This window comes from Pseudomonas sp. KBN10P06128, from assembly GCF_037574945.1.
Lineage (GTDB): Bacteria > Pseudomonadota > Gammaproteobacteria > Pseudomonadales > Pseudomonadaceae > Pseudomonas > Pseudomonas aeruginosa.
On the sequence record NZ_JBBELR010000001.1, the window covers coordinates 4252266 to 4274860 of the forward strand.

27 protein-coding genes and 1 tRNA gene are annotated in these 22595 nt (G+C 66.5%); 15 read left to right on the top strand and 13 right to left on the bottom strand.

What is annotated here, in order from left to right; all coding sequences use genetic code 11:
* Positions 1 to 168: 168 nt before the first annotated feature.
* Positions 169 to 750: a TetR/AcrR family transcriptional regulator gene (locus VQ065_RS19755; protein WP_003090825.1), complete on the bottom strand. Its 582-nt coding sequence runs from the start codon at positions 748 to 750 to the stop codon at positions 169 to 171.
* Between the two features lie 87 nt (positions 751 to 837).
* Between VQ065_RS19755 and VQ065_RS19760 the strand changes: the two genes are divergently transcribed.
* Both VQ065_RS19760 and VQ065_RS19765 read left to right on the top strand, forming a co-directional pair.
* Positions 838 to 1806 (top strand): enoyl-CoA hydratase/isomerase family protein, encoded by a 969-nt coding sequence (locus tag VQ065_RS19760; protein ID WP_003090826.1) that lies wholly within the window; start codon positions 838 to 840, stop codon positions 1804 to 1806.
* A 5-nt stretch (positions 1807 to 1811) separates the two neighbouring features.
* The gene (locus VQ065_RS19765; protein ID WP_003090827.1) at positions 1812 to 2294 is read left to right on the top strand and encodes a DUF6632 domain-containing protein; all 483 of its coding nucleotides are present in this window, start codon (positions 1812 to 1814) and stop codon (positions 2292 to 2294) included.
* Positions 2295 to 2444: 150 nt separating this feature from the next.
* On the opposite strand, the gene VQ065_RS19770 is transcribed toward VQ065_RS19765, so the two are convergent.
* The 3 genes from VQ065_RS19770 to VQ065_RS19780 all read right to left on the bottom strand — a co-directional run bounded on the left by VQ065_RS19770 (position 2445) and on the right by VQ065_RS19780 (position 3997).
* On the bottom strand, positions 2445 to 2855 hold the full coding sequence (locus VQ065_RS19770; protein WP_003090829.1) for a nucleotide triphosphate diphosphatase NUDT15: 411 nt from the start codon (positions 2853 to 2855) through the stop codon (positions 2445 to 2447).
* A 21-nt stretch (positions 2856 to 2876) separates the two neighbouring features.
* On the bottom strand, positions 2877 to 3656 hold the full coding sequence (locus VQ065_RS19775; RefSeq protein ID WP_003090830.1) for a PhzF family phenazine biosynthesis protein: 780 nt from the start codon (positions 3654 to 3656) through the stop codon (positions 2877 to 2879).
* 101 nt (positions 3657 to 3757) lie between these two features.
* On the bottom strand, positions 3758 to 3997 hold the full coding sequence (locus tag VQ065_RS19780; protein ID WP_003099145.1) for a hypothetical protein: 240 nt from the start codon (positions 3995 to 3997) through the stop codon (positions 3758 to 3760).
* A 370-nt stretch (positions 3998 to 4367) separates the two neighbouring features.
* On the opposite strand from VQ065_RS19780, the gene VQ065_RS19785 reads away from it, so the two are divergent.
* Positions 4368 to 5201, top strand: a complete 834-nt coding sequence (locus tag VQ065_RS19785; protein ID WP_003090832.1) for a 5'-nucleotidase, lipoprotein e(P4) family — start codon at positions 4368 to 4370, stop codon at positions 5199 to 5201.
* A 33-nt stretch (positions 5202 to 5234) separates the two neighbouring features.
* Here VQ065_RS19785 and VQ065_RS19790 read toward each other — a convergent pair whose 3' ends face one another.
* Complete coding sequence (locus VQ065_RS19790) at positions 5235 to 5459, bottom strand: hypothetical protein (protein WP_003090833.1); 225 nt, start codon at positions 5457 to 5459, stop codon at positions 5235 to 5237.
* 160 nt (positions 5460 to 5619) lie between these two features.
* On the opposite strand from VQ065_RS19790, the gene VQ065_RS19795 reads away from it, so the two are divergent.
* Complete coding sequence (locus VQ065_RS19795; RefSeq protein ID WP_003090834.1) at positions 5620 to 5790, top strand: hypothetical protein; 171 nt, start codon at positions 5620 to 5622, stop codon at positions 5788 to 5790.
* Between the two features lie 19 nt (positions 5791 to 5809).
* Here VQ065_RS19795 and VQ065_RS19800 read toward each other — a convergent pair whose 3' ends face one another.
* The 4 genes from VQ065_RS19800 to VQ065_RS19815 all read right to left on the bottom strand — a co-directional run bounded on the left by VQ065_RS19800 (position 5810) and on the right by VQ065_RS19815 (position 7827).
* On the bottom strand, positions 5810 to 6331 hold the full coding sequence (locus VQ065_RS19800; protein WP_073660287.1) for a hypothetical protein: 522 nt from the start codon (positions 6329 to 6331) through the stop codon (positions 5810 to 5812).
* 198 nt (positions 6332 to 6529) lie between these two features.
* The gene (gene tse4 / locus VQ065_RS19805) at positions 6530 to 7117 is read right to left on the bottom strand and encodes a type IV secretion system toxin Tse4 (RefSeq protein WP_003138819.1); all 588 of its coding nucleotides are present in this window, start codon (positions 7115 to 7117) and stop codon (positions 6530 to 6532) included.
* 4 nt (positions 7118 to 7121) lie between these two features.
* On the bottom strand, positions 7122 to 7559 hold the full coding sequence (gene tsi4, locus VQ065_RS19810; protein WP_003090838.1) for a type VI secretion system immunity protein Tsi4: 438 nt from the start codon (positions 7557 to 7559) through the stop codon (positions 7122 to 7124).
* Between the two features lie 191 nt (positions 7560 to 7750).
* Positions 7751 to 7827 (bottom strand) — tRNA-Val (locus VQ065_RS19815).
* Between the two features lie 183 nt (positions 7828 to 8010).
* Between VQ065_RS19815 and VQ065_RS19820 the strand changes: the two genes are divergently transcribed.
* Entirely contained in the window at positions 8011 to 9294 is a 1284-nt protein-coding gene (locus VQ065_RS19820) for an NAD(P)/FAD-dependent oxidoreductase (RefSeq protein ID WP_003090841.1), read from the top strand.
* 50 nt (positions 9295 to 9344) lie between these two features.
* Here the strand turns inward: VQ065_RS19820 and VQ065_RS19825 are convergent, their stop codons facing one another.
* From VQ065_RS19825 to VQ065_RS19835, 3 genes are all read right to left on the bottom strand, one after another.
* Positions 9345 to 10301: a formate/nitrite transporter family protein gene (locus VQ065_RS19825; RefSeq protein ID WP_003090842.1), complete on the bottom strand. Its 957-nt coding sequence runs from the start codon at positions 10299 to 10301 to the stop codon at positions 9345 to 9347.
* Positions 10302 to 10382: 81 nt separating this feature from the next.
* Positions 10383 to 11360: a PA2778 family cysteine peptidase gene (locus tag VQ065_RS19830; protein ID WP_009313934.1), complete on the bottom strand. Its 978-nt coding sequence runs from the start codon at positions 11358 to 11360 to the stop codon at positions 10383 to 10385.
* Positions 11345 to 11743, bottom strand: coding sequence for a PA2779 family protein (locus tag VQ065_RS19835; RefSeq protein WP_003090843.1), 399 nt, complete (start codon positions 11741 to 11743; stop codon positions 11345 to 11347). Before VQ065_RS19835 ends, VQ065_RS19830 begins: the two co-directional genes overlap by 16 nt.
* Before the next feature lie 404 nt (positions 11744 to 12147).
* Here VQ065_RS19835 and VQ065_RS19840 point away from each other — a divergent pair, with 404 nt between their 5' ends.
* The 8 genes from VQ065_RS19840 (at position 12148) to VQ065_RS19875 (ending at position 18687) form a co-directional block, all read left to right on the top strand.
* Positions 12148 to 12492 (top strand): helix-turn-helix domain-containing protein, encoded by a 345-nt coding sequence (locus VQ065_RS19840; protein WP_003115217.1) that lies wholly within the window; start codon positions 12148 to 12150, stop codon positions 12490 to 12492.
* On the top strand, positions 12489 to 12830 hold the full coding sequence (locus VQ065_RS32020) for a PA2781 family protein (RefSeq protein ID WP_003119898.1): 342 nt from the start codon (positions 12489 to 12491) through the stop codon (positions 12828 to 12830). The genes VQ065_RS19840 and VQ065_RS32020 overlap by 4 nt, the downstream gene beginning before the upstream one ends.
* A 478-nt stretch (positions 12831 to 13308) precedes the next feature.
* A complete protein-coding gene (bamI, locus tag VQ065_RS19850) occupies positions 13309 to 13968 on the top strand; it encodes a biofilm-associated metzincin protease inhibitor BamI (RefSeq protein WP_011666614.1) in 660 nt (219 codons plus the stop codon).
* 77 nt (positions 13969 to 14045) lie between these two features.
* Entirely contained in the window at positions 14046 to 15845 is a 1800-nt protein-coding gene (gene mep72, locus VQ065_RS19855; RefSeq protein ID WP_019486200.1) for a metalloendopeptidase Mep72, read from the top strand.
* Positions 15846 to 16015: 170 nt separating this feature from the next.
* Entirely contained in the window at positions 16016 to 16573 is a 558-nt protein-coding gene (locus VQ065_RS19860; RefSeq protein WP_003090849.1) for a DUF2975 domain-containing protein, read from the top strand.
* 8 nt (positions 16574 to 16581) lie between these two features.
* The gene (locus tag VQ065_RS19865; RefSeq protein WP_003090850.1) at positions 16582 to 16800 is read left to right on the top strand and encodes a helix-turn-helix domain-containing protein; all 219 of its coding nucleotides are present in this window, start codon (positions 16582 to 16584) and stop codon (positions 16798 to 16800) included.
* Positions 16801 to 16914: 114 nt separating this feature from the next.
* Entirely contained in the window at positions 16915 to 17382 is a 468-nt protein-coding gene (locus tag VQ065_RS19870; protein WP_003090851.1) for a GAF domain-containing protein, read from the top strand.
* Positions 17383 to 17448: 66 nt separating this feature from the next.
* Positions 17449 to 18687 (top strand): M20/M25/M40 family metallo-hydrolase, encoded by a 1239-nt coding sequence (locus VQ065_RS19875; protein WP_003090852.1) that lies wholly within the window; start codon positions 17449 to 17451, stop codon positions 18685 to 18687.
* A 21-nt stretch (positions 18688 to 18708) separates the two neighbouring features.
* Here the strand turns inward: VQ065_RS19875 and mcpN are convergent, their stop codons facing one another.
* Positions 18709 to 20304, bottom strand: a complete 1596-nt coding sequence (gene mcpN / locus VQ065_RS19880; RefSeq protein WP_003090853.1) for a nitrate chemoreceptor McpN — start codon at positions 20302 to 20304, stop codon at positions 18709 to 18711.
* A 243-nt stretch (positions 20305 to 20547) separates the two neighbouring features.
* On the opposite strand from mcpN, the gene VQ065_RS19885 reads away from it, so the two are divergent.
* Both VQ065_RS19885 and VQ065_RS19890 read left to right on the top strand, forming a co-directional pair.
* Positions 20548 to 21627, top strand: coding sequence for a hypothetical protein (locus VQ065_RS19885; RefSeq protein ID WP_003090854.1), 1080 nt, complete (start codon positions 20548 to 20550; stop codon positions 21625 to 21627).
* Positions 21628 to 22061: 434 nt separating this feature from the next.
* Complete coding sequence (locus tag VQ065_RS19890; RefSeq protein ID WP_003138785.1) at positions 22062 to 22547, top strand: hypothetical protein; 486 nt, start codon at positions 22062 to 22064, stop codon at positions 22545 to 22547.
* The last annotated feature ends 48 nt before the right edge of the window (positions 22548 to 22595 follow it).

The following is a 22595-nucleotide window of genomic DNA, read 5'->3' on the forward strand; positions in this document are numbered from 1 at the left end:
CGGACCTGCGTCGCTCAGAACTCCATCGGCATGAGACCGACCACCAGGCCGGCGACGGCAAGGGCAAACACCAGCAGGGCCTTGGCGAGTTCGAGATGATGGGCGTTCATGGGCTTACCTGTCGGAGGGAAAGCCTGACGCTAGACGCCGAACATTGCAGTTGTGCAATCAGTCCCGGTCCGCTTGCGGCGAAACCGCTCCGCTCGCCGAAAGCAGGCCCAGCGCATGCTCCAGCGCCGCATCCAGGACCTTGTCGCGCGCCACCTCGCTCGCCTGGGCACGCGCGAGAAGCACCGCGCCGACCGACAGGCAGGTGAGCACCCAGGCCCGGTTCTCGTCGCCCATCAGTTCGGCCAGCCGCCGTTGCCGTTGTTCCAGGGCGCGTTCGAAGGTTTCCCGCACCTCGGGCCCTGCCCGGCCCACCTCGGCGGCCAGCGCCGGAATCGGGCAGCCCATGTCGGCATGCTGCGCATGACCGCGACTGAGGTAGAGACGGGTGGCGCCGGCCAGTTGCTCCAGGCTGTCCAGCGGAAAGGCATCGTGCTGGGCGCTCAGCTCGCGCTGCAGGATCGCTTCGAGCAACTCCGCCTTGCTGGAGAACTGCGAGTAGAACGCCCCGGTGGTAAGACCAGCCGCCTTCATCAAGGTGTCCAGGCCGGTGCTGGCGAAGCCCTGGCGCTTCACCAGCGGAGCGGCCTTGCTCAACAGCAGGGCGCGGGTGGCCTGTTTCTGTTCCGGTTTGTAGCGCATGCCGACTATCCGTTGGTTGGGGAGACGATGTCGTCACATTGGATAATGATCGTTATATAACGCTCGTTATCCAATGAGGAAGCCGCAATGACTCTAGCACCGCGACACCTGCGCATAGAACAACGAGGACGCGTCCTGCAAGTCCTGCTCGACAATCCCCCGGCGAACTTCCTCACCACGGCGGTGATGCAGGAACTGGCCGACCTGCTGGACGATCTGGAGCAGCGCCAGGACATCGGTGCCGTCATCCTTTCCGGAGCGGCGGATGGGGTCTTCCTGACCCACTTCGACGTCGACGAGATCGAGCGCGCCGTCGCCCCCATCACCTTCTCCATGCCGGCCTGGCTGACACGCCTGCTGCTGGAAAGCGAAAGCCTCCTGCGCCACTTGCCTGGGGCGAGGAAGCTGCTGCGGCGCACCCTGCTGGCAGGCGTCGTCGACATGAACCTGTTCCATGAGGTTACCGCGCACATGCGCCGCATGGACAAGGTGTTCATCGCCGCGATCAACGGCCTGGCCCTGGGCGGCGGCTGCGAGCTGGCGCTGGCCTGCGACCTGCGCCTGATGGCCGAGGACGACCAGGTGGAACGCTTCCTCGGCCAGCCGGAAGTACTCATCGGCCTGATACCGGGAGGCGGCGGCACCCAGATGCTGGCGCGCAGCCTGGGCGTAGCCAGGGCCCTGGAGCTGTGCCTGGAAGGGCAACTGCTGGAGCCGCGCCAGGCCCTTGCGCTGGGCCTGGTCAACGGGCTGGCGCCAGCGGAGGAGCTACTGGAAGCCGCCGACGCGCTGGCGCAACGCCTGTCCCGGCGCTCGCCGCAGGCGGTGCACCTGATCAAGCGTTCGATCTACCAGGCGGCTTCCCGCGACTGGACGGAGGGTATGGCCAGCGAAAAGGCCGGCTTCCTCTCCGCCGCCTCCCAAGGCAATACCCGTCGCGCCATGCGCGAATACATCGAACGGGTGCGCACCATCACCCGCGAAGAGCGTCCTTTCCGCCGTGCGGATTTCGACGACCTGACCGAAGGCAACGCCATCGACATGGCCTACAGGTGATCTGCATGACTGCCTCCTCTTCCCCGGTTTCCGCCACGCCCTGGCTGACCCTGAGCATTCGCCTGATGGCCGGCGGCTTCCTGCTGTTCTTCGGCCTGACCCTGGCCACGCTGCTCCTGCGGCTCGACCAGTCGCTGCTCGACTCCGACGCCGGGCGCCTGCTGCTCCGCCTGGTTCGCTGGGGCGACCAGCAAGGCGGCGGACAGCACTATGAGCTGATGATCTCGACGATCTACCTGGTCTGGGGCGCATTCCTCTGGCGCGCCGCCAGCCAGCCCTTCCGCCACCGGCTGTTCATCGACTTCACCGTGGCGGCCAATGCCGCGCACTTCGGCCTGATGTTCCTGCAGGGACTGTTGATGCCTGGCGAACACATCCACCTGGCCGGCGATGTCCTGCTGGGCTGGGCCTCGCTGCTGCCGCTGATGCTGTTCTGGATACCGCAACGCAAGCGGGCAGTCCCTTCGCTCGCCGTCGAGCGGAGGTGACGACGGCGGAACGGCCCCCAAAGGGGCCTAGCAGTTCGAACAGGCTCCTCTTGATGCCGTTGCGGACTGGCCTATGCTCACGGTGTGTGCGAACCCCAAGGGTATTTCCCGACCAGCTCCCCCGCGGTCGGGATTTTTTTTGCCTGTCGCTCAGCGCTCCGGATCGAAGGGCGAATAGCCCCGCCGGCGCAGGCTCGCCAGGGGCGCGAACAGCGGCTCCGGCAGATCGGCCCAATCGAACCAGGCCCAGCCGTCGCACTTGTCCGGCTCCATGAGGCGCGCCTCGGCATCCTCCGCGCAACCGGCCAGGATGAACGCGGTGAGGTAGTGGCGCCCCTCGAAGACGTCATTGCTGAACGGGCCGTGGCGCAGTTCGCTCAGCGCCAGGCCGGTCTCTTCCAGGGCTTCGCGCAGGGCGCAGTCCTCCACCGCCTCGCCGAACTCGAGATGGCCGCCGGGCGCCGACCAGCAGCCAGCGCCGTGGCTGCCCTTGCGGCGCCCCAGCAATACCTTGCCGTCCCGCAAGATCAGGACGCCCACGCCTACCTGCGGTGCCGGCATCGTCGCACTCCTGCTTCGGGATCAGAGATGGAGCGTACCGCTCATGTACAACGCCGCCTTGCCGGAGATGACCACCCGCTCGCCGCGCACGTCGCATTCCAGGCGCCCCTTGCGCGCCCCGCCCTGCTCGGCGCTCAGCCGGGTCTTGCCCAGGCGCTGCGCCCAGTACGGCGCCAGGGAGGTATGCGCGGAACCGGTCACCGGGTCTTCGTTGACGCCGACGTTGGGCCCGAACCAGCGCGAGACGAAATCGAAGCGCTGGCTGCGCGCGGTCACCGCCACCCCGCGGCACGGCAGGCCCTTCAGCCGGGCGAAGTCAGGCGCCAGGGCAGCGATCGTCTTTTCGTCGTCGACCACCACGAGGTAATCGTCGGTCTTCAGCACTTCCGCCTCGACAATGCCCAGCGCCTCCAGCAGTCCGACCGGTGTCGCGCAAGGTTCCGGACGCTTGGCCGGGAAGTCCATCGCCAGCGAGTCGCCCTCGCGCCGTACGCTCAGCTCGCCGCTGCGGGTGGCGAAACGCAGTACCGGGGAAGCGTCGTCGAGCTTGTGGATCAGCACCCAGGCCGTCGCCAGGGTCGCATGGCCGCACAGGTCCACCTCGACCTGCGGCGTGAACCAGCGCAATCGATAGTCGCCGTCGCGGCCGACGACAAAGGCGGTTTCCGAAAGATTGTTCTCTTCCGCGATGGCCTGCAGGCGCTCGTCGTCCAGCCAGGCATCGAGGGGGCAGACCGCCGCCGGATTGCCCTGGAAGGGACTGTCGGCGAATGCGTCGACCTGGAAGATCGTCAGTTCCATGTTCCGGACTCCTGTGTCGATGGGCTGCGCACCTTAGCAGCCGGACCTCGACCAGGACAATGCCGCGCCCCCGCGCGGTTGCGCCAGCGCAGGCGCCTCGCTCAGATCTGCCGGATATCCAGCAGCGCCCAGACCTGGTAACCCTGGCGCTTGGCTTCCTTCTCCGCCTCCAGTTGCGCGGTGACCTTGCTGATGGAGCGCGAGCGATGTTCGAAACGCAGCGGCAATCCCGCCCCGTCCTTGCGCACGCTCAGTTCGACGATGGTGTAGCGGACCGGCTGGCTAGCCTCGGTCCGGGCCTTTTTCGGTCGTGTTTCGGCAAGGCCCAGCGCCTTGCGCATCTGTTCTTCAGAGTAGATTTCCTGCACGCATTCACCCAGATTGAATAAAACCCGCAAATCCTATTGGTTCGCGACCCCACTTGCCAGGATAGTCGGCGAAGCGGGTCACACATCGACGCGAAAATCGCGCCTACCAGATCCGGCAGCTTCATCGAAACCGCCGCCGACATAAGCTGTGGGCGCTGTACATCCCTGGATCCTTTCCCGGCCTGCTCCACGCGGCCGGGATTTTTTTTGCCCGCCGCAGCCGTTTCCCGGACAACGCGTCAATCGGTTACGTCATTGCGCCATCGCGATTGTGGTACCGCACGCCTTGAAGTATGAAAACACACCGCCATTCCCGCGCGGACATACTGCCCAGGACCCACCCATGCCACGAACCAGAACAACAATAATCGCCGCCACCCTGCTGCTGGCCAGCTCCCTGCTCCACGCCCAGGAGCAGATGCCCGCCGCAACGCCAGCCTCGAACCTGCTCACCGCCGCAGTCGCCTGGCGGCAGACCGCCGCCGAATACCGCGCCCTCTACTACCAGGGCTTCAACGTTGCCCGTGATCGACTGGACCGGGCGCTGGCCGCGCGCCAACCCGGGGCGAGGAAACCGGCGATCATCAGCGACCTCGACGATACACTGCTCGGCAGCAACAGCTACTGGAGCTTCCTGCTCAGCCAGGACAAGGAGTTCTTCGACGACGCCGTCTGGGACCGTTGGGTCGCAGCCAACGGCCCGAGCCTGACCCCCGGCGCCCTGGAGTTCCTCGAATACGCCAGGTCCCGAGGCGTGGAAATCTTCTACGTGTCCAGCCGCGACCAGGGCGAAAAGACCCTGGAGTATGCCCTGGGCAACATGCGCGCCCTGCGCATGCCGTTCGCCGACGCAGAGCATGTGACCATCCTGCGCGACAGCTCGAATAAAGAGCCGGCGCAGAAGGCCATCGCCGCGCAGTACGACGTGTTGCTGATGCTCGGCGACAACCTGAACGACTTCCAGCGCCGCTACTACGTCGACGACGTGATGCAGCGCAACCGGCTGCTCGACGAGGACCGCAAGGCATTCGGCGAGAAGTACGTGATCTTCCCCAATCCCACTGACGGCCATTGGATGAAAGCCATCTTCGGTGAATCGGAACCCGCCGACACGCCGGCCAACCGCGTCCGCTTCCGCGCTGCGGCGAGCCAGGGCGCCTGGAAGGGCGGCGACTGAAACCCCACACGGCGCACCAGGGAAGGTCCGTCGTCAGTCGAGCGCCGCGCACTCCGCGCAAACGTAGTGCCCGTCCGCGTCCCTCGCTACCAGCACGTCCTCGCAGCAAGCGCAGGGTTGCCAGGCCGGCCCGGCTTCGCTCTCCTCGCCGCCATCGGCGTAGTCTTCGGCGGACGCCGCGTCGAACTCGTCCTCCAGATATTCGTTGTCCAGCAGGTGGTCGTGCTCGGGCTCGTGGATGTCGTCTTCGTCGCGCATGTTCGACCGTCGTCTCGCTGGAGGTGGCGGACTTATAAATGCGCCCGCCCGTCACGTCAACGTCCGTTCGCAGCGGGCCGGCAAAAGGACGCACCCACTCCGGGCGCTCGTCGAATTGCACTAGAATCGCCCCTGCCTCCTGCCACCGACCCAAAGCATCATGAGCAAACTCCAGCACATCGGCCTGTTCTTCTTCGTCCTCCTTTCCGCCGGTCTGGCCCTCGGCTACCAGCTCGACTGTGCGGACGGCAGTCACATCGAGACCTATCTGTTGCGCGGCCTGGGCGCCCGCCTGCTGGGCATCGACCTGTGCCTGCCGCCCAGCCACTGAGACCGGCAGCGCGGCGCCGCTAGCCGGCCAGTTGCAGCCAAAGCGAAAACACGCCCAGCGCACACCAGAAGCCGGCGAACAGAAACGGCACGCGTCGCGAGAACAGCAAGGTTTTCTCGAAGCTGCCGCGGTTGACCTCGCGCTCGCTGAACAATGGCGACTCGTCGTAGGCCAGGCCGATTTCCGGATCGCTGTGCAGCAGGCAGGTCTGCTTGAACTGCCAGTGGCAGATGATCTCCGAGGACGCCTGGATGCCCGGCCAGGCATGCAGGGAATTGACGATCCCGAGCAGTGCCAGGAGCGCCGGCACCACCAGGGTGAACAGCTCGCCCCAGGCCGGGTTCAGGTTGGCCATCGACGAGGCGTAGGCGATGACCAGGAACGACTGCGCCGTCAGGTAGGCGTTGGTCCGACTGGATAGCTGGCCCGTCTCGTAGTGGATTTCCCGCCGGTAGAAGTCCAGCCGCTCCTTGGCTGAACAGAAGATCCGGACATCGGATTCTTGCGACAACGGCCCTCCGGGCATGATCAACCTGGACACAAGCACGACCCCTCGAACGAGTGGATGGGCTTGTTTGGAAAGAATCGATCCACGCCGGTTCGGAATCTCCGACGACCGTTCCCCGCGCCGGTAACGATTTCCGCCACCGCCCCGCTGGCCATGGAACTCAACGGAGCCCTGACCGCCGCACGCCTGCGCAAGGTAAAAAGGGCGATCCTCCCGGATCGCCCTCCTGCATCAGAACAACGCCCCCAGGTAAGCCGCCGCGCCGCCGCCGAACTGTGCACCGACGTTGACCCCGGCCATCAACAGGGCGCCACGGGACGATTGCAGCAATTGCCGCGACATGCTGGCGCCCAGCGCGGCGGTCAATGGCGAGGCGCTCGCCAGCGCCACCGCCGCCAGCAGCTTGGGATCGAGGCCGAAGAGGATCGCCGTGCCCGAACCGCCGGCGATGACTCCCGCGCCGAGTTCGACGTACATGCAGGGCCCGGTGAAGTCGCCGCGGGACAGGTCGCGCCCCACCAGGCCGTCCGCGACCAAGACGGTTCCGGTGCTCGGCAACGCCTCCAGCGCACCGGCCCCGCCAACGCTCTTGCCCTTGACATTGAGGTTGACCTTGCCGAAGCGCGGCAGGCGCATGCCCAGTCCGATCCCGCCGCCCACCCCGCCATAGCGGAAGGACACGTTCTCACCCTCCGGCGAGAGCAACGTGATGGAGCCGCCGCTGCCCGCCAGGAAGGCCACGGTCACACCTCCGCCGCTGGCCGTCACATAGCGCCAGCGACTCTCGTTGAGGGGCAAGGGAATGGGAAGTTGCGACATGACTTCAATGTCCTTTTGAGGTCGGTTGGGAAGAACGCAGGCCCAGCAATCCCCTGAACCCGACAATACCGAAGAGTGCGCCGAAGCCGCAGAGGAAAGCGCTGGTTCCCCAGAGCGCGCCGGCATCGTCGACTATCGCGCTGGCCGCCGGCCGCCCAGCCTCGTAGAGGACGCGAACCGGCTCGCCCACCTGGTAGCCGAAGATGAAGCCCCCCTGGGGATAGGAAATCCGCTCGCCGGAAACGCTGGTGAAATCGATCTGCGGATGCGAACCACCGGCATTCAAGGCGCTGACCGTCCCCTGGGCTTCCTGCGCAGTACGCAGGAAATGGTACTGCTCGACGGTCTTGAAACCGCCGGCGAGCAGGAGGCCGAGTCCGAGCAGGGAAAAAAGGGAAGCGTGAAGAAGTCCGCCGATACGCGAACCGGAAGAGGTCGTCATGAGCCTTGTCGCCTGAATCATCCGTGAAGGCGCTAGGGTCGGAAAAGACCGCCCCCGCTGTCAATAGCGGCTATGCGATGAAGCGCGAGCCCAGGCGAGCACGGGCCGAGCGGCCTTTTTCGGGGCGCAAACGAAAAAAGGCGACCCTTTCGGATCGCCTTTCTTGCCCCGCCAGCAGTGCGGGATTTGTTTGGTAGGCACGATTGGATTCGAACCAACGACCCCCACCATGTCAAGGTGGTGCTCTAACCAACTGAGCTACGTGCCTGCTGATGGCGCGCATTCTACAGACCCCAAAAACACCGTCAAGCTTTTTTTTCGCTAACTCTCTGAAAAAGTGGAATTTTTATTTTCATGGGGTCCGTTGAAAATTTTGCACGGAGGCTAGCCGGCCGATTTCGACTCGGGTAGCATCCGGGCATCCGTAAAAAATAAAAAACAGAGGTGCAAGATGCCGCACACCCCCTACCCCTCCTCCTATTACGCCGCGTCGGCCAATCCCGCGCCGCCCCGCCCGGAACTCCAGGGCGAGGTCGAAACCGACGTCTGCGTGATCGGTGCCGGCTATACCGGCCTCTCCACCGCCCTGTTCCTGCTGGAGAATGGTTTCAAGGTCTCCGTACTGGAAGCCGCCAAGGTCGGCTTCGGCGCTTCCGGGCGCAACGGCGGCCAGATCGTCAACAGCTACAGCCGCGACATCGACGTGATCGAGCGCACCGTCGGCAAGCGCGAAGCGCAGTTGCTCGGCGAGATGGCCTTCGAAGGCGGGCGCATCATCCGCGAGCGTGTGGCCCGCTACGGTATCCAGTGCGACCTGAAGGACGGCGGGGTGTTCGCCGCCTTCACCGAGAAGCAGATGGATCACCTGCGCGCACAGAAACAGTTGTGGGAACGCTACGGCCACAACCAGTTGGAGATCATGGACGCCAAGCGCATCCGCGAGGTGGTGGCGACCGACAACTATATAGGCGGCATGCTCGACATGAGCGGCGGCCACATCCATCCGCTGAACCTCGCCCTCGGCGAAGCGGCGGCAGTGGAGTCACTTGGCGGCAGAATCTACGAGCAGAGCCCGGCGACCCGCATCGAGCGCGGCGCCAGCCCGGTGGTGCATACCCCGCAAGGCAAAGTGAAGGCGAAGTTCATCGTGGTCGCCGGTAACGCCTACCTCAACGGTCTGGTCCCGGAACTGGCGGCCAAGTCGATGCCCTGCGGCACCCAGGTGATCACCACCGAGCCGCTGAACGAGGAACTGGCCCACAGCCTGCTGCCGCAGGACTACTGCGTGGAAGACTGCAATTACCTGCTCGACTACTATCGCCTCTCCGGCGACAAGCGCCTGATCTACGGTGGCGGCGTGATCTATGGCGCTCGCGATCCGGCGGACATCGAGGCGATCATCCGGCCGAAGATGCTCAAGACCTTCCCGCAACTGAAGGACGTGAAGATCGACTTCGCCTGGACCGGCAACTTCCTGCTGACCCTCTCGCGCCTGCCCCAGGTCGGCCGCATCGGCGACAACATCTACTATTCCCAGGGTTGCAGCGGCCACGGCGTGACCTACACCCACGTCGCCGGCAAGGTCCTGGCCGAAGCCCTGCGCGGCCAGGCCGAGCGCTTCGACGCATTCGCCGGCCTGCCGCACTACCCCTTCCCCGGCGGCAAGCTGTTCCGCGTACCGTTCACCGCCATCGGCGCCTGGTACTACAGCCTGCGCGACAAGCTCGGGGTCTAGTCCGCGTCGACAGAACGGCACCCCGGGGTGCCGTTTTTTCTATCCGCGCCTCAACCTTCGCTACGGATCTGCGCATGACTGATCAGGGCGAAGATCAGGCTACCGCCGACTATGTTGCCGCCCAGGGTAGGCAGGGCGAACTTCAGCAGGAACTCGGACCAGTCGATTTCCCCGGCGAACGCCAGGTAGCCTACCTCCGCCGAGCCCACTACGATGTGGGTGAAGCTGCCCAGCGCCATCAGGTAGGTGACCATCGCGATGATCCAGATCTTCGCGCCCTCCGCCGCCGGGATCAGCCAGACCATGGTGGCGATCATCCAGCCGGAAACGATGCCCTTGGCGAACATCTGCGCCAGGTCGTTGTGCATCACCTCGCGGCCGATCTCGAGGAACGCCGCGTCGGCCGCTTCATTGAAGATCGGCAGATGCAGCACCGCCCAGGCGAACAGCAGCGTACCGACGATATTGCCGAACAGCACCACGCTCCAGAGACGCAACAGTTGCCAGGCCTTTTCCAGGGTCGGCTCGGTCATCACCGGCAACACGGCGGTCAGGGTGTTTTCGGTGAACAGTTGCTGGCGGGCGAGGATCACTGCCAGGAAGCCCATGGGATAGCCGAAGCTGCTGACGATGATCGCCCATTCCTGCTCGGGCAGGGCCGCGCGGAACAGGCCCATGCCCATCAACGAGAGGCCGATGGTCAGTCCCGCCGCCACCGCCGACCACCAGAGCGCCGCCAGCGTGCGCTGCAGCTCGTGTTCGCCCTGGACGCGAATCACCTCGTGCAGGACAGCGGCGCGCGGTGGCTGCTTGTCGTCGATCTCCCGCCGCTCGTTGGCGGTCAGCGCCGTGGCCGAACGTCCGTCGGCCGGTTTCTCTTTCCGCTCCTCGCCGCGCGCACGCGGCTTGCGCGCGCCCTCCGCTGCACGCCCCTGGCGCTTGCCCGCCGCGCCGCCCTTGGCCGGTTGTCGGGGGCCGGGAGTCGAAGTCTGCTTGTCGTTGGCCATGCTCTGCACCTGAGTGGGGTCCACCCAGGTATAGAGCCGTCTCGCTGGAACGGGGTTCCGACAACCTTCGGCTGGGCCGCCTCAGCGGGGCGGTGCGCCAACGGGACAGGCCGGCAGCTCGGCGCACCGAGCCGCGGGTGCGACGGCCTGCGGCAAGGCCGCAGCGAAGCGGGCTTCCCCAGGCTGCAATGCCCGCGCGCAGGCCTGCGCCTGGCGCGCCGGCGCCGCACAACCGCGTTCCGCCAGCAACTGGGACAGGTTGAACCAACCCGCGGCGAAATCCGCGCGACGCTCGACGCTGGTGAGCATGGCCTGTTCGGCAGCGGCGGAATCGCCTGCGGCGTAGCGACTGTTGCCCAGGGCGAACCAGGCGAAGGCGTCCTCAGGCCAGCGTCGCACGGCTTCTTCGTAGGCGCGCCGGGCAACCTTGGGGTGGCCGGTTTCCTCGCTGTCACTGGCGGCCTTGAGCCACGGGACCGCCGCTGCCGTGGCCGGCAGGCGGTCACCCGGCAGGGTCAGCACCGCCCAGCGTCCCGAACGCTTCCAGGTCGATTCGAAGCTGGTGAAGTCGGTGACCCAGCGCCGGGTGATGCCCGAGCGCAGCACCAGTTCGCGGCGCTCCCGATCGAAGCCGACCACCACCGCGAAGTGCCAGCGCGGCCACCAGGAGAAAGCCTGGTTCTGTAGCACCAGCACCGGGTTGCCCGCCGCGACCTCCTCGAGCACGCTCTCCAGTCCGCCTTGCAGCGGATAGACCAGCATGCCGTGGCGGCGCGCCGCGGCGACCATCTCCAACTGCAAGCTGCCCTCGCGACCGGGAATGAACACCTCGTCCTTCAATTGTCCCGGCGTCAACGCCAGGCCGCGCTGGCCGAGCATCGTGGCCAGCGCGGCGGGACCGCACTGGTAGGCTTCCTGAGGGAAGAACGGCACGTCGCGCAGCTCCACCCGTGCGGGCAGCGCCGCGCTTTCCGGCGGCAGCCTCGGCGGCTGCGCGCAGCCGCCGAGCAATGCGGCGAGCAGCAGCGCCCCTGCCAGCCGCCTCACCGATTGATGCATTTGATGAAGCTGAAGATGTCCGTGGCGCAAAGCATGTCGGTGATGATGAAGATCACCAGGAACAGCACGATGATGCCGATGATGCCGCCCGCCGGTGCCTGGTCCAGTTGCTGGTTGAACTGTGCCAGCTCGGCGTTGGTCAGGCTGTTGATGCGGCTCGCCACCTGGTCGCGGGGCACGCCCATGGCCTCCAGTTTCTTCTGTACACCCTGGTCGTCGAGCATCTTCAGCAGTTGCTGGCGATCGAGGTTGTGCTGCTGTTGCTGCATGACCTCGGCGGTGCCGATCATCGCCGCCTGGGCGAGCGGAACCTCGGCGAAGGTGAGCAGGTGCAGCGCTGCCAGGACGGCAGCGACACGGCGAATGCTTGTTGTTGTTCTCATGGGAATGACCTCTGCGTGAAACCCGACTATCAGCCCTGGGAGGCGAAGCTTGGTTCCGCGTCGCCGACCTCCCCTGAGTATCGTCCCGATCGCCGTTTTCCGCCGCCTCGGCGCCGATGCCCGCCCAGGCGGCACGACGACCCACCGCGCCCAGGCGACGAAGCGGCATTCGTTTTTATGCAATTCGCATATACTCCGGCTCGCCGCGAGAAAACCGGAGCATGCGCGATCTCGGCGACATCGACGCATATCCCCGCCGCAGCCTCGTACACGGCGTCGAAACCGCGCGCCGCCCCGGACGACAGAGCCTCCGGCACGGCGAAAACTAAGGATTCCTGAGCTTCCATCTCGTCCAGATTTGCCCAACCTTGAGCGAGCGGGCCAACGGGACGGGAGTTGTATGGATGCTAGGTACCCGGCTAAAAGCCGCAAGAATCAGAGCGGGATACTCGCAGAAGCAGTTGGGCATGTTGGTGGGAATGGACGAGTTTTCCGCCAGCGCACGGATGAACCAATACGAACGCGAACGGCACTCCCCCAACATGCGGACTTCCGAACAGCTGGCCATGGTCCTCCAGGTCCCCATGGCCTACCTCTATTGCCCCGAGGACGAGCTGGCCGAGCTCATCCTCAAGGTGTCCAGCCTGACACCCGAGTTCAAGAAAGAGCTGACGCGTTTCATCGAACAGTTGCTCGCGGCCCAGGGATCCACCAGCCGCCAGCCTGTACGCACAAGGAGTGAACTGTGAACAAAAGCTTGGATTCAGACTCGATAACCACCGCCATAATGGCCCTGCGTCGCCTGCGCGACACGCACCCGGAGCAGTACCGGGAGCTGCTGCCGTTGTGCGCCTCGGGGCTGGTGGAGACCCTGGTCGGACAGAGCGACGGGGACGACCGCAGGAAGGCCGAGACCCAGAGCGAGACCATCGCCCGCTGGACCTGGCTGCAGTTGCTCGGCTGGGCCCAGAACAACAGCCTCAGCCAGCAGCAGATCGAAAGCCTCTACAGCATCGTCGAAGGCATCCGCAGTTGCCGGCCGCTGATGCAGGAGCGCGCCCGCCTCCTGCAACTGGCGCGAGGCTGAGGCCCCGGCGCGGCTAGAGGCCGTACCGGGTTGCCTGGAGATGAGCGAACATGCCAGCGTCGGCCGGAATGTCGACACCCCATAGCCAGCGCGAGGCATCAGCGAAGCCAGCTGGACGAACCAGAGCTTTGAGGTGGCATCGGCGAACTTCTTGAACTGCCAGGCCGGTCCGCCCATATAGGTGGGGCTGCCGAAGACGATGGCATCGGCTTCGACGAGCCGAGCAACTTCGTCCAGTTCTTCAAGCGCGAGGACGGCCAGGTGCGCCGAAGCCTTCCGCCGCGAACAGCGTGGCGGCCGAACGCCAGCCTTGCCGCAGCGCACAGAGCGCACGTGACCTGGCGCCCGCAGCGCTCCGGCCTGATTCGCAGTTTCGTCACGCCGGCGCGCGGCCTGGCGCAAATGTGAACGGTTGCCGCCACGCCGGGAGAGGCTTCTTCCTAGACTCCGCGCCACGTTCACTCAGAGGAGAAACAACGTGGCCAAGACATGGATCTACGCAGCCTCGGCCGCCGCCATCGGCGGTGCGCTGATCGGCGGCTGGCTGCTCGACCCGGCTCCGCCCGAGGCACCGCCGCAGGCCCGCCAGTCCCCCGCCGCCCAGGCAGTCGCCGCCCCGGCAGCGGCGCTCGCGGCGCCGACGGCGGACGCTACCCACATGCTCGCCCCGGCCCCCGTCGCAGCGCCCGCGCCACGTGAGCGGGTGACACTCTGGCAAGGCGAACTGCGCAGCCGCGAAGGCGCCCAGGGCATTCCCGAATACCTGGCGCAGGTCGAACCCGCCCTGCTCGACACGCTGGCGCTCGGCCAGGTGCTGGAAATGAGCCTGCCGGGTCGCGAGCGGCCCTTGCAGGCACGCCTCGCCAGCACCCATAACAGCGCCGGCCTGCCGGTCTGGCGCGGCGGCCTGGTGGACGGCGACGAGGCGGAAAGCCTGACCGTGGTGCGCGGCAGCCTGGAGACCCACATCAATGTCGCCACCCTCGACGGCAGCTACTCGATCATCGTCGACAACCGCAGCGGCAAGACCCGGGTGATCGACGAGAACGACATCGCCGCGCGTAGCGACCCGCATGGCGATCATGTCGACGCGCCGCTCGCCGAGCTGCCACCGATGCCGCCGCCCGCCCAGGGCTGAGCCCACCTTCCCAGCATGTTTCCCCAGCGGTGCCCTCGGGGCGCCATGGCTTCCTATTGTCCGAACACAGGCAACCCATGAAGAAATCCCTGCTCTGCTCCACCCTCGCCCTGGCGGTAGCCTCTGCCGCCCAGGCCGCACCGAAGACCGTCGACATCATGGTCCTCTACACCCCCGCGGCGACCCAGACCGCAAATGGCCGCGACATCGATGCGCGGATCGCCAGCTACATCGAGTTCGCCAACACCGCCTACGAGAAGAGCGGCGTCAACCTGCGCCTGCGTCTGGTGCACAAGCAGCGCCTGGACTGGGCCGACTACCCGACGGTGACCGGCACCAACCTCGATCGCTTCATGCGCGACCCGCAGGTGCAGCGCCTGCGCGAGCAGTACGGCGCCGACCTGGTCAGCCTGGTCAACCGCTCGCAGAACAGCGGCAACGGCTACATCACCTGCGGCATCGGCTACATGGGCTCGGGCGATAAGAACAGCGGGCGCTTCCACGGCAACGCCAAGGACATTGCCTACAACCTCACCGGGGTCGACTGCGGGCTCAACACCTTCGCCCATGAAGCCGGCCACAACATGGGCCTGCGCCACTCCTACGAGCAGGACCTGGAGTCCAGCTACTACGATCCGCGCTACGCCCACAGCGGCACCTACGAATGGAGCCGCGGCTACGGCGTGCAGGGGCGCTTCGCCACCGTGATGGCCTACCCGCATGCCTTCGGCACCAACAAGCAGGCACCGTTCTTCGCCAACCCGCGCCTGGTCAACGCCGAATGCGCCAACCAGCCCTGCGGCCGCGAAGAACACGCCGACGCCGTACGCGCGCTGAACAGCATGGCCACGCAGATCGCCGACTTTCGCCCGACCAAGGTACCCGGCACGCTCAACCCGGGCTCCGGCGGCGACACGCCGACCCCGCCGGACCTGCCATGGTGCACGAAAGCCAAGCTCGGCGGCCTGCTCGGCGATGGCGAGTTCGCCAGCATGGAAGGCTGGCGCGCATGGTCCGGCAACGCCCAGCTGAGCCTGGTGAACGTCGCCAAGGGCTGCCGCGACAATGCCTTGCTGGTCGACGTGCGTGGCTTCGATCTGCTGGTCCGCCCCATTGCCCCCCTGCGCGCCGGCAGCGGCTACCGGCTGAGCGGCAAGGTCATGCTCAAGGCCGCCAATACCCGTGAAACCGTGCGCATGGCGCTGCTCAGCGAACGCGCCGATGGCGCCCTGGCCTACAACCCGGCGCAGAGCGTCGAACTGTCGGTCAGCGGCAACGAGTTCAGTCGCCTGGAGAAGACCTTCGACTACCGTCCCGCCGCCGACCAGCGCAACCTCTACGTGGCGGTCTGGAGCGACAGCGGCGCCAGCCTGCTGGTCGACGAGATGAACCTGCAGGAAGCCCAGGCCGCGCCGCCGAGCGTACCGCCGGCGCCGAAACGCATCGCCTACGACTTCGAGAGCGGCATCGGCGGCTGGAGCGGCGTGCATGCCAGCGCCCGCGCCACGCGCGTCGCCAGCGCCGGGCGGCTGGCCCTGGAAGCCTACCAGCGGCGCTACGCCGGCACCGGCGCGAGCACCAGCCTGCTGGGCAACCTGGAAGCAGGCCGGACCTACGCGTTCAGCGCGGACGTACGGGTCGGCGACGGTCGCGGCTCGCAGGCCATGACCTATGCCTACCTCTACCTGGAAAGCCAGGGTCGGCCCGGCGAATACCTGCCCCTGGGCTACAAGGTGGTCGAGAATGGCCGCTGGGCCAGCCTGCGCGGCCAGGTGCAATTGCCGAAGGGGCCGATCAAGCGTGCTGAACTGATGATCCTCAGCGGTAACCAGCAGGAGTCGATGTTCATCGACAACGTCCAGTTGCTGCAGAAGTAGGACGCTTCCCCTCCGTGCCCCCGGCAGGCACGGGGGGATTTTGCGGAGCGCTCCAGGCTGGATGCAGCGATCATGAAATTATCGTTTTACGATAATTTATTATTAAACTATGATCACTCCGGTTTCCCTCGTTTCCGAGGGGCCTGCCCACCTTCCCAGGAGTACCCCCGATGACAAGCGACCGCCTGGCCGGCTACAGCCGCCTGATGGCTACCCTGACCCTGCTGTTGATCGCCGGCATGCTGCTGCTCAACGCCGCGTGCTGGATCTTCCCCGACCTCGCCAGCGAGCACGGCCTCGGCTTCGCCCTCACCGCCACCGGTGTCGCCGGCGACCTCGGCGTTGTGGCGCGGGACATGCCGCTCTGGCAGGCCCTCGGCGGCATCCTCCTGTCGAGCCTGCCGCTGCTGGTCCTGGCCAGTGGACTGCAGGCGCTGCGAAGGCTGTTCCAGCACTACGGGCGCGGCGAGTATTTCTGCGAAGACGCCGCGGCGCTGCTCGGCAAGGTCGGCCTGTGCCTGGCTTGCTGGGTGCTGGCGAACTTCCTGCTGGAACCGCTGCTGACGGTCTGGGTCACCTTCCTCCAACCCCAGGGGCAACGCATCGTCAGTCTCAGCTTCGGTTCGGCGGAACTGGTCAGCCTGTTCGCCGCCGCCTCGGTGATGGTGATCGCGCGCATCCAGCGCAAGGCCGCCCTGCTCGCCGAGGAAAACCGCCAGTTCGTCTGAGGTCCGCCATGCCCATCGAAATCAGGCTGGACGTCATGCTCGCCCTGCGCAAGGCCAGGTCCAAGGACCTGGCCCAGGCCATCGGCATCACCGAACAGAACCTGTCGCTGCTCAAGCAGGGCAAGGTAAAGGGCATTCGCCTCGCTACCCTGGAGGCCATCTGCGCCTACCTGGCGTGCCAGCCGGGAGACCTGCTGGAGTACCTGCCCGGCCCGACCGAGGGGTGACAGCCGGGCGCTTATGCGCTCGAGCGAGGGGGAGCGCAACAAAGGGTATTTAGGCCAAGCCCCCTTTCGCCGCTACAGTCGCGGTTCATCCACCAGACATGGGCGAGGTCGGGCATGGCGAAATCCTCCGAACGATTCGAATCCCTGCGCCGGGATATCGACGCACTGGCCCGCCGGCTCGACGTGCCGTCGGTGCTGATCATGCGTTCCCTGCCCCGGCACATGCGCGTCGAGGCCTCCGCCGGACGCCTGGAGGACACCTACCCGATCGGCGCCGAAGGCCGCAAGAGCGTCCATGAAGACGGCGCCCAACCCCTCTACTGCGAACGCGTGGTCGACCGCGACGCCCCGTTGCACGTGCGCGACTCGCGCCAGGAGACGGAATGGGCCGGCAACGAGGATGAAGTCGAGTTCGGCCTGAGCAACTACCTTGGCTATCCGGTTCATGCGCCCGACGGCACCCCGTACGGCACCGTCTGCGTACTCGACAGCCGACCGCGCGACTATTCGGCCGAGGAACGGGCCCTGCTGGAAGAATTGCGGCGCAAGGTCGAGGCGCTGCTGGCGGAAACCGTCTCATGACCTAAGGTCAATCGGATACCGCGGCGCACAACCGCGCCGCCTCCGCCCGCCAGACGAGGACCTTCCGTGCACGCCCGCCGCCTGCCCCACCTCTTGCCGCTCGCCCTCGCCTTCCTGCTTTCGCCCGCCGCCTTCGCTGCCGACACGCCAGCCACCGAGCTGCTGCGCCAGGCCGAAGCCGAACGCCCGGCCTACCTCGACACGCTCCGGCAACTGGTCGCGGTGGACAGCGGTACCGGCCAGGCCGAAGGCCTCGGCCAGTTGTCCGCGCTGCTCGCCGAACGCCTGCAGGCGCTCGGCGCGCAAGTCCGCAGCGCACCGGCGACGCCCTCGGCCGGCGACAACCTGGTGGCCACCCTCGATGGCACCGGCAGCAAGCGCTTCCTGCTGATGATTCACTACGACACCGTGTTCGCCGCCGGCAGCGCGGCGAAGCGTCCGTTCCGCGAGGACGCGGAGCGCGCCTACGGACCCGGCGTGGCCGACGCCAAGGGCGGCGTGGCGATGGTGCTGCATGCCCTGGCGCTGCTCAGGCAGCAAGGCTTCAGGGACTACGGACGGATCACCGTGCTGTTCAATCCCGACGAAGAAACCGGCTCCGCCGGCTCGAAGCAACTGATCGCCGAGCTGGCCCGGCAGCAGGACTACGTCTTCTCCTACGAGCCGCCGGACCGGGACGCAGTGACGGTAGCCACCAATGGCATCGACGGCCTGCTGCTCGAGGTGAAGGGTCGCTCGTCCCATGCCGGCTCGGCACCCGAGCAAGGCCGCAACGCCATTCTCGAACTGTCGCACCAGTTGCTGCGTCTCAAGGACCTCGGCGATCCGGCGAAAGGCACCACGCTGAACTGGACCCTCGCCAGGGGCGGCGAGAAGCGCAACATCATTCCCGCCGAGGCTTCGGCGGAAGCCGACATGCGCTACTCGGACCCGGCCGAGAGCGAGCGGGTACTGGCCGACGCCCGGAAGCTGACCGGCGAACGCCTGATCGCCGATACCGAAGTCAGTCTGCGTCTCGACAAGGGTCGTCCGCCCCTGGTGAAGAACCCCGCCTCGCAGCGCCTGGCGGAAACCGCGCAGACGCTCTACGGCCGAATCGGCAAGCGCATCGAGCCGATCGCCATGCGCTTCGGCACGGACGCCGGCTACGCCTACGTGCCCGGCAGCGACAAGCCGGCGGTGCTGGAAACCCTCGGCGTGGTCGGCGCCGGCCTGCACAGCGAGGCGGAATACCTCGAACTGTCGAGCATCGCCCCGCGCCTGTACCTGACGGTGGCGCTGATCCGCGAGCTGTCCGCCGACTAGCGCCGACGCCCGCAGCCAGCCTCAGGTGCGGAAGCGACCGAGCACCACGCGCAAGCCAGCCATGTGCTCCTTGACCCTCTGGTTGGCCGAAAGCACTGCGGCGGTCCCTTCGTGGGCCTGCTCGGAGAGTCCGGAGACGTTGGTGATGTTGCGGTCGATGTCCTGGGCCACCTGGCTCTGTTCCTCGGCGGCGGTCGCGATCTGCTGGTTGAGGCCGTCCAGCTCTTCCACCGTGGCGACGATGCGCCCCAGCGCCTGGGCCGCGCTGTCGGCCTCGGCGAGGTTGCTCTGGGCATGGCTGGCGCTACCGCGCATGGCGGCTACCGCATCGTTGGCGCCGTCCTGCAACTGCTCGATCAGCCCCTGGATCTCCTGGGTCGACTGCTGGGTACGGTTGGCCAGCGAACGCACCTCGTCCGCCACCACGGCGAAGCCGCGCCCGGCCTCCCCGGCCCGCGCCGCCTCGATGGCGGCATTGAGCGCCAGCAGGTTGGTCTGCTCGGCGATGCTGCTGATCACCGTAAGCACCTGGCCGACGCTGCCGGCGTGCTGGTGCAGGGTGTTCAGCGCCAGGGCGGTCTGTTCCAGTTCCTCCGCCAAGGCACCGGTCTGGCTGCTGGCGTGCTCCACCAGACGGCGTCCCTCGTGGGCCAGGGCCGCGGCGTCGCGGGTGGAATGCGCCGCATGGTTGGCGTGGCGGGCGACCTCGGCCACGGTGGCGCTCATCTCGTTCATCGCGGTGGCCACCTGGTCCAGGTCCTGGTGCTGGCGCGCCACCTGGTCGCCGGCACCGAGCGCCTGCTCCAGGGCCTCGGCCACGTCCTTGTCGGTCTCTGCCGCGCTGCGCTTGACGTTCGCCAGCAGACCGCTGACGTCCTGGCGCATCCGCTCGTAGCCGGCGACGATGCGGCCGATCTCGTTGTCCGCATGGCCCGCCGCCAGGGCATGGGTGAAGTTAGCCGCACCGACCTCGGTCAGCGCCACCTCCAACCCGCGCAACTGCCGCATCAGCGGCGCCAGGCCGAACTGCCGGCCGAGCACCACCAGCACCAGGATCGCCAACAGGCAACCGAAGGCGATCCACATCTGGGTGTGCTGGACACTGTCGGCGCGCGCGCTCATCAGCGAGACCAGTTTGTTCAGCTCGCCCAACAGCTCGGTGGAATACTGCGAGAAGCCGCGCAGGTCGACCTGGCTGGCAGGCTGTGCCACCTGGTCGAGCATGGCCCGATAGCGGCCCCAGATCTGCGCCACCTTCTGCCGCTGGGCGGCGATCTCCGGCGCGCCCATCCGGCTCACGTTGCGCTCGGCATTGCCCGCATCCAGGTCGGCGGCCGAGCGCTCGTACTGGGCGATGGTCGCGGCCAGGGCCTTTGGGTCGCCGGCACCGAGCCGCAATTGCAGCGCCTCGCGGGCCATCTTCTGGCTGAGCATGCGCTGCGCACCGGCCACGTTGATGGTTTCCGGCGAGATCGACATGCTCAGGTACAACGCCACCGAGGCGCAGGCGGCCAGGCCGAACATCAGTGCATAGGACAGTAGGAACTGGGCGTTCAGGGTCTTCAACCCGAGCCCCCGCAGAATCCGATCGAACACCCTGGCGACGCTTTCGTTCATTGGCTTTTCCCCACTGGACTGCAGAAACCGATAACCACGCCATCGGCCCGTCGCGCCTGGGCTTGAATCGTCACTTCGCCGATTCCGTCCCCGAGCGCCTCCCTCTCCAGGGCGTGGCCCCCGGCGGGCAAGGCCTGAAGACAGTTTGCCGCTGCGGCATCGGGACGCGCCCTGTAAACTCTGACAGGTACCCGGCACCCCGCGCCGGAGACGTCATGGAACCCAGCCCGCAAGGACGCCCGCGTGATCCCCGTCGCCCCTCTTCCCCTGATCGTCCCGCTCATCTACCTGTCGTCGTTCGTCGCCGGTATCTGGCTGCTGGTCTGGCTATCGCTCCTGGCCTTCAGCCCGCGCGCGCGCCAGCGCTTGCGCCGCCGCTGGCCGAGCCGCGGCCTGCTGATGCTGCTCCTGCTGATCCCGTTGGGACTGCGCGCCTGGCTGGAGATCGGTCTCTGGCAGTACGAGCGCGAACGCGCGCGCGAGGAAGCCGCGCACAGCGCCGTGCTCGAGCGCCCCTCGCGCCTCGGAGGCATCGAGATGCCTGCCGGCACCCGGCTGAAGCTGGAACTCAAGCACCAGCCAGAAAGCTTCCGCGAAGCCGAATTCCCCATCCCGGTGACGATCCGCGGCGTCGCCACCCGCCACCTGCAACGCTGGCTGCAGAGCGAGCAGGACGACCCGCAGGACCCATGGAAAACCACCGGCGTCCATCCCACTTCGCTGCGCCTGCGTGGCGAGGGCGTCGCCGAGATCGAAGGTTGGCGTTGCGACGCCAGCCAGGAAATCGCCTTCGCCAGCGAGCGCGACGGGCGTCCCGCCGCCTTCGAAGGCTGTAGCCTGGCGACCGGCAACCGCGCCGACGAGATCGACTTCCCCGCCGGTGCGCGATTGTTCGCCAGCGACGGCATGGCCTACACCGACGGCTACCGCGACGCCGAGCGCTGGCGGGTAATGCCGGAAACCGGGCAACAGGTGTCGGTGCGCGGCATCGCGCTGAGCGGCGGCGCCCTGGCCTTCGACCGCGACCGCCGCCTGTACGGCCTCGGCGGCACGGTCCTCGCCGAGGCCTTGCAACTGGGCGCCTGGCACTACCCGGCGGGCACCGAGGTCAGCCTTTCGCCCCGCGCCGCCTGGCGCGCGCAACATCCGCACGCCTGGCTGTTCAGTCCTACCCGCGAAGCCGCTTCGCATGCCTCCGGCGAGCGCCTGGAACACGGCACCTCGCTGTTGCAGACGCTGGACGGCCAGGAACTCGAGCGCCTCGACAACCGCGCGGCAGGAGTCATCGACTTCATCGAACTGGAGGTCGGCGACGACCGCTGAACCCGCGCCTCGCGGTTATCTGAGGCTCAGCCAGCAGCGCGGCGGGAAGGGCAATCAGGAAATGGACGAGGCGCATGGACCCTCCGTGGCCATCACTGCGGTATGGCTAGGCATTTTCCCGATCCTGCGGGAAAAGCGATGCCGCTTCGCTTGCCGCACAGCGAAACAGGGCTAGCCTTATCAAGGTGACTTTCTCCTATGGTGGTCACCAAAGCCCCGGGGGCCGCTCATCCCCCCGGGGCTTTCCCTCTCATCTGCTGCCTCTCCCCTCCTTGATACAGCAGCCCATCGCAGTTCAACGAGGAAACCCGATGAAACTCAGCATTGTCGCCCTGGGCCTGTTGTCCATGGCAGGGGTGCTCATCTGCACCTATCTGATCCTGAAATCGCTCAGTGCCATCTGATATCGCTCATCTACGAAGCTGTGGATGCCCATGGGCAGATCGAGCAGTCCGCGCGTAGGATGGGCAGGCACGCTTCCTGCCCATTTTCCGCCAGGAAAAGAAAGGAATTCCTTTCCGAGATTTCCACAGAGGTCATGGATGAAAAAAAGCCCCCTGCTGATACTGAGCGTACTCCTCGCCGCCTGCGGCCCCGACAAGCTGATTTCCGACCTGCCGTCGCCGAACGGGCAATACCACGTCGAGGTTCGGAAATGCCCGGAGAAAGGTTCGATCACCTGGGGCGAAGAAATACAGGTCTCCCTCCTCGAAACCGGGAAATCGGAAAAGTGCCATTCAGTCGTGCAGTCGCTGGCGCAATTCGACCTGCGCGCATCCGCGGACGAATTGCAACTGGAGTGGCTGTCCGATACGGAACTCAGGGCCTGGCACCCTAGCTTCGAGCCCGGAAACCAAGCGGACGGCTCGCGCCTGAAGCACGATGCGCCGGTGAAGATGGTCTTTGCGCCGAAGCGCTGAGCGATTCAAAGGACGCACCTGTATTCCGCCGCTAGCAAGGGAGATGTC